This window comes from uncultured Fretibacterium sp. (assembly GCF_963544685.1).
GTDB lineage: Bacteria > Synergistota > Synergistia > Synergistales > Aminobacteriaceae > CAJPSE01.
The window spans coordinates 1-5,572 of sequence record NZ_CAUUGJ010000132.1 but is presented as its reverse complement, the minus strand read 5'-3'; the positions used below and the strand labels follow the sequence as shown (position 1 = coordinate 5,572).

At 67.2% G+C, this 5,572-nt stretch carries 3 protein-coding genes and 1 pseudogene; 3 read left to right on the top strand and 1 reads right to left on the bottom strand.

The window, feature by feature from the left end:
- Positions 1-201 precede the first annotated feature (201 nt).
- The gene (locus ABLA28_RS10185) at positions 202-366 is read right to left on the bottom strand and encodes a hypothetical protein (RefSeq protein ID WP_347713570.1); all 165 of its coding nucleotides are present in this window, start codon (positions 364-366) and stop codon (positions 202-204) included.
- Between the two features lie 651 nt (positions 367-1,017).
- Between ABLA28_RS10185 and ABLA28_RS10180 the strand changes: the two genes are divergently transcribed.
- The 3 genes and pseudogenes from ABLA28_RS10180 to ABLA28_RS10170 all read left to right on the top strand — a co-directional run.
- On the top strand, positions 1,018-3,186 hold the full coding sequence (locus tag ABLA28_RS10180; protein WP_347713569.1) for a methylmalonyl-CoA mutase family protein: 2,169 nt from the start codon (positions 1,018-1,020) through the stop codon (positions 3,184-3,186).
- On the top strand, positions 3,187-5,388 hold the full coding sequence (gene scpA / locus ABLA28_RS10175) for a methylmalonyl-CoA mutase (protein WP_347713568.1): 2,202 nt from the start codon (positions 3,187-3,189) through the stop codon (positions 5,386-5,388).
- Positions 5,375-5,572 (top strand): annotated as a pseudogene (locus ABLA28_RS10170) (methylmalonyl Co-A mutase-associated GTPase MeaB); the annotation flags it as partial. The gene scpA and the pseudogene ABLA28_RS10170, both read left to right, overlap by 14 nt.

Genomic DNA, 5,572 nt, shown 5'->3' with positions numbered 1-5,572 from the left:
AACTGTGTTGCCGTTCGGCATAAGCGACCGACACGCCCCGCGAGGCTAACGCCTCACGGAAGGCGGTCGTCTGCTTAACGGACTAGCTGCGGTTGTTGAAAATCAGGCTTTCCTTTTCAATAGGAACGCAGCTGCAAGAGTCAGCGCAAGTCCACCAAATCCCGCGTCGCCCCTGAAGGGACTAGCTGCACCTATTCGCGGTTATGCCTTTCTCCTCATAAGGAACACTCCGACGAGAGTCAACATAAGTCCACTGACACCCGCGTCGCACCCGCCGCCGGAGCTGCTCTTCTTTTCACCGCCGGGGTTCTTACCGCCGCCGCCGTTGTCGCCGCCGCCGCCGTGCGCAAAAACCTCCTGTTCCAAACCATGTTTTTCCCCTCCTTCAGGTGCAGCAATCAATCCTCTCAACGGAACAGCGACGCAAAAACGTGCGTCCTGCGCATGATGGTTACGACATTGCGCTGCCATTAAAATAAGCAGATGTCCGTAAAAATACAAGGATTGAAAATTTAACTCTGGGGGTGGTTTTACCCCTCCCTTTCAGACGAAAAATCCGATAAGGCCCCAGGCCAGGCGATCAACGGGCAACGCGGGTTGTGCCCGGGCGTCTGAAAGGCGTGGATGGGTCACGCTGTTCTGATTGTGAGCACGACTCGCCGTCCGGTCAAGGCGGCTGACCGCGGCGGGCCGCCGCCTCGGGGCACGACGAGAGGGAGGACCCGATCGAGCCTGTCCTTTTGCGGAAAAGCGGGAATCTTTGTGCCTCGCCTTCGATGTATTGATATAATGGAAGAGAGCGGAGCGGCCTTCGGCGAATCGGGATCCCGGTAGGGAACGGGAACGGTCCGCCTCGGGCCGGGCGGCTCCGCAGAAGCCGGAAGGATGACGGTTCCTCCTGCGTTTTTGGGCGGTGGAACCCGGCAGTGCGGAGGATTTCTCCGGGAGGGTTTCGTTTATGGCCTTCCCGGTTGTGTGTGTTGGAGCTCCGGCATCATGCATTGGAGGGAATATCGTATGAGCAGCGAAAAGGCAAGGCAATCGGAGGACGGGCACCACTGCGACGGGCGGACGGCTCCGGAGCCGCTGCCCGAGGTCGACTTCGGGGAGTTCGTCCCGTCGGATTACGAGGCGTGGAAGGAGGCGGCCGTCGCGGCCCTGAAGGGCGCTCCCTTCGAAAAGGCCATGTACACCTCCACCTACGAGGGCATCACGCTCGATCCGCTCTATACGGCGTCGGACACGCAGGACCTTCGGGCGGCCCGGACCTTTCCGGGTTCCTATCCCCTGCGCGGGGCCTCCGCGGCGGGGAACCTTTGCCGCCCGTGGGAGATCGCCCAGTTCTGCGACGAGACCCTGCCCGGCGATGCCCACGAGGGGATCGTGCACGAGCTCGACCGCGGGGCCTCCACCGTGGCCTTCGTCCTGGACGGCCGCACGCGGGAGGGGCTGGATGCCGACTCGGAGGGTGTTGAGGACGGCGGCGTCTCCGTCTCGTCGCTCGACGACCTGGACGCGCTCCTGGGCGACCTGCCGGCGCGCCGTCCCCTGTACATCCATGCCGGGGCGTCCGCCCTGCCCCTCCTCGCCCTGCTCGACGCCCTTGCGGCGAAGAGGAATTTTCCCCTCGGGAAGGTTGCGGGCTGCGTCGGCGCCGATCCCCTGGGGGCCCTGCTGGAACGGGGAAGTCTGCCTGCGGGGCTCGACGCGCTGTTCGGCGAGATGGCGCAGACGTTCGCCTGGGCCCGCGACCGGGAAACGCCGCTCCGTACCGTCCTGATCCGGGGCTCGGTGTTCCACAACGGGGGGGCCAGCGCCGTTCAGGAGGTCGCCTGTGCGATGACCTCGGCCATCGAGACGCTGCGCGCCCTCCGGGAGCGGGGGGTGGACGTCGCGGAGTTCTCCCGCCGCCTGCGCTTCGAGTTCTCTCTCTCGTCCAACTTCTTCATGGAGATAGCCAAGCTCCGGGCGGCCCGCTGCGTGTGGGCGCAGATCGCCTCGAGCTTCGGAGGGGACGCGGAGGCGCAGAAGGCGCAGATTTTCGGCCGCACCTCCCTCTTCACCAAGACGGTGTACGACCCCTACGTGAACATGCTCCGCAACACCACGGAGGCCTTCTCCGGCGTGGTGGGCGGCGTCGACGGCCTGACCGTCGGGTGCTTCGACGAGGCGCTGCGGCCCGGCTCGGAGTTCTCGCGCCGCGTCGCGCGCAACGCGCAGGTGCTGTTGCAGAAGGAGTTCAATCTGCTCCAGCCCGAGGATCCCGCGGGCGGCTCCTGGTACGTGGAGAAGCTGACCGACGAGCTGGCCCGGAAGGCCTGGGAGGAGCTCCAGAGGATAGAGGCGGCGGGCGGATTCCTGAAGAGCGTCCGCGAGGGCGTCATCCAACGGGACATCCAGTCCGTGCTGCAGCAGCGTTTCAAGAGGCTTGCGCAGCGTGCCGACCGTGCCGTCGGCACCAACATGTACCCCAATCCGGCGGAGCCCCTGCCGGAGTTCGCGGAGCCGGACCGGAGGGCGCAGCGTGCCGAACGCGCCGAGGCGCTTCGCCGATTCCGTGCCGGCCGGGACGGGGGGGCCGTCGAAAGGGCGCTGGAGGGGGCGGCCGCGTCCGGGACGGTCTCGAGCGCCGCGGACGCTGCCTCCGCCGGGGCGACGCTCGGCGAGCTGCGGGCCGCGCTGGGCCGGAAGGGGGACGGAGCCCTTTCCGTGGAACCCATCCTGCCGCACCGCTGGACGGAGCAGTACGAGGCCATGCGCCGCCGCACGGAGGCCTTCGAGGCGGAGAAGGGGGACAACTTCAAGGTGTTCCTGGCGAACATGGGGCCGATCCCGCAGCACAAGGCGCGCGCCGACTTCATCGCGAGCTTCATGGAGGTGGCCGCCTTCGAGATCCTGAGAAACGACGGCTTCGCCGAGGTCGGGGAGTGCGCGGCCGCCGCCGCCGCCAGCGGGGCGGACATCGCGGTGATCTGCTCTACGGACGCGTCCTATCCGGAGCTGGTCCCGCCCCTGGCCCGCGCCATCAAGGAGCGCTGCCCGGGGATGGGCGTCTATCTGGCCGGTGCGCCGGCCGCCGACTGCAAGGATTCCTACGTCGAGGCGGGGGTGGACGGCTTCATCAGCATCCGCTCCAACTGCCTGGAGACGCTGACCGAATTCCAAAGAGCGAAGGGGATGTTTTAGATGAGCCCGAGCAAGCACGCGAATCCCGATTTCACGCGGATAGACCTTCGGTCGCCGGAGGCGGGTTCGGCGTTCGACGCCGGGGAGTGGAGCCGCCGCTTCAGGGAGGAGACCGGGAGGACGCCGGAAGAGGCGTTCTTCCACACGATGGAGCAGATCGACGTGGCGCCCCTCTACGCGGAGTCGGACGGCCGCGGGTTCCCGCACCTGGCCTACGACATGCCGGGGCTGCCGCCCTTTCTGCGCGGGCCCTATCCCACCATGTACGTCACGCGCCCCTGGACGGTGCGCCAGTATGCAGGGTTCTCGACCGCCGAGGAGAGCAACGCCTTCTATCGGCGCAACCTCGCCGCGGGGCAGAAGGGGCTTTCCATCGCCTTCGACCTGGCGACGCACCGAGGCTACGACTCCGACCACCCGCGGGTCGTCGGCGACGTGGGCAAGGCCGGCGTGGCCGTGGACTCCATCCTGGACATGGAGATCCTGTTCTCCGGCATCCCGCTGGACCAGATGTCCGTCTCCATGACGATGAACGGCGCCGTGCTGCCCGTCCTGGCCTTCTACATCCTCGCCGCGGAGGAGCAGGGAGTGGACAAGTCCGTCCTGAGCGGGACCATCCAGAACGACATCCTGAAGGAGTTCATGGTCCGCAACACCTACATCTATCCGCCCAAGGCCTCGATGCGCATCATCGGGGACATCTTCGCCTACACCTCGAAGTACATGCCCAAGTTCAACAGCATCAGCATCTCCGGCTACCACATCCAGGAGGCGGGCGCCACGGCCGACATCGAGCTGGGGTACACGCTGGCGGACGGCCTGGAGTACCTGCGCACCGGCACCCGGGCGGGGCTCTCCATCGACGCCTTCGCGCCGCGCCTGTCGTTCTTCTGGGGCATCGGCAAGAACTATTTCATGGAGGTCGCCAAGATGCGCGCGGCCCGGATGCTCTGGGCCAAGATCGTCAAGACCTTCAGTCCCGGGAATCCCAAGTCCATGGCGCTGCGCACCCACAGCCAGACCTCCGGCTGGAGCCTGACGGAGCAGGATCCCTTCAACAACGTGGAGCGCACCTGCATCGAGGCGCTGGCGGCGGCGCTGGGGCACACGCAGTCCCTGCACACCAACGCGCTGGACGAGGCCATCGCCCTGCCGACGGACTTCTCCGCGCGCATCGCGCGCAACACGCAGCTCTACATTCAGGACGAGACGAAGGTTTGCAAGGTCATCGACCCGTGGGGCGGCTCCTGGTACGTGGAGGCCCTGACGGACCGTCTGATCCGCCGCAGCTGGGGCCACATCCAGGAGATCGAGTCCCTGGGCGGCATGGCCGCGGCCATCGAAACGGGGCTGCCCAAGATGCGCATCGAGGAGGCGGCCGCGCGACGTCAGGCCCACATCGACTCCGGCACCGAGGAGATCGTCGGGGTCAACAGCTATCGTCTGGACAAGGAGGACCCGCTGGAGATCCTGGAGGTCGACAACACCGCGGTCCGTCAGGCCCAGATCGCGCGGCTGGAGAAGCTGCGCGCCATCCGGGACCCCGAGAAGGTCCGGGTCTGCCTGGACGCCATCACCAGGGCGACGGAGACGGGGGAGGGGAACCTGCTGGAGCTGGCCGTCGACGCGGCGCGGGCACGGGCGTCCCTGGGGGAGATCTCGGACGCGGTGGAGAAGGTCTGCGGGCGCCACAAGGCCATCATCCGCTCCATCTCCGGCATCTACAGCAGCGAGTTCGCGGACGAGGAGATCATCGCCGAGGTCCGCGCGATGACGGACGAGTTCGCGGAGAAGGAGGGCCGCCGGCCCCGCATCATGATCGCCAAGATGGGGCAGGACGGGCATGACCGGGGGGCGAAGGTCATCTCCACGGCGTTCGCCGACATGGGGTACGACGTGGACATCGGCCCGCTCTTCCAGACGCCCGCCGAGGCGGCGCAGGACGCCGTGGACAACGACGTGCACATCGTGGGCATGAGCTCGCTCGCCGCGGGGCACAAGACGCTGCTGCCCCAGCTGGTGGAGGAGCTGCGCAAGCGGGGACGTGAGGACATCATCGTCGTCATCGGCGGCGTCATCCCGGCGCAGGACTACGAGTTCCTGCGCGAGCACGGGGCGGCCGCCATCTTCGGCCCCGGGACGGTCATCCCCGTCTCGGCCAAGAGGGTGATGGAGGAGCTGAACCGCCGTGTCTTCGGGTAGGCCCGAGTGGGTTCCGGACGGGGCGGGCGGCGAGTTCGCCACGCGCGTCATGGGAGGGGTCGACGACGCTCATGACGGCATGGCCTATGCGGCCCCGTCGCGTCCCGTTCCCCGCCGCCGCCAGCTCACGCTCCAGGACTATGTCGAGGGCGTGCTGGCGGGCGACCGCACGGTGCTCTCCCGC

Coding starts and splice junctions, on each gene's coding strand:
- ABLA28_RS10180 (WP_347713569.1), top strand. CDS start 1,018: ATGAGCAGCGAAAAGGCAAGGCAATCGGAGGACGGGCACCACTGCGAC.
- scpA (WP_347713568.1), top strand. CDS start 3,187: ATGAGCCCGAGCAAGCACGCGAATCCCGATTTCACGCGGATAGACCTT.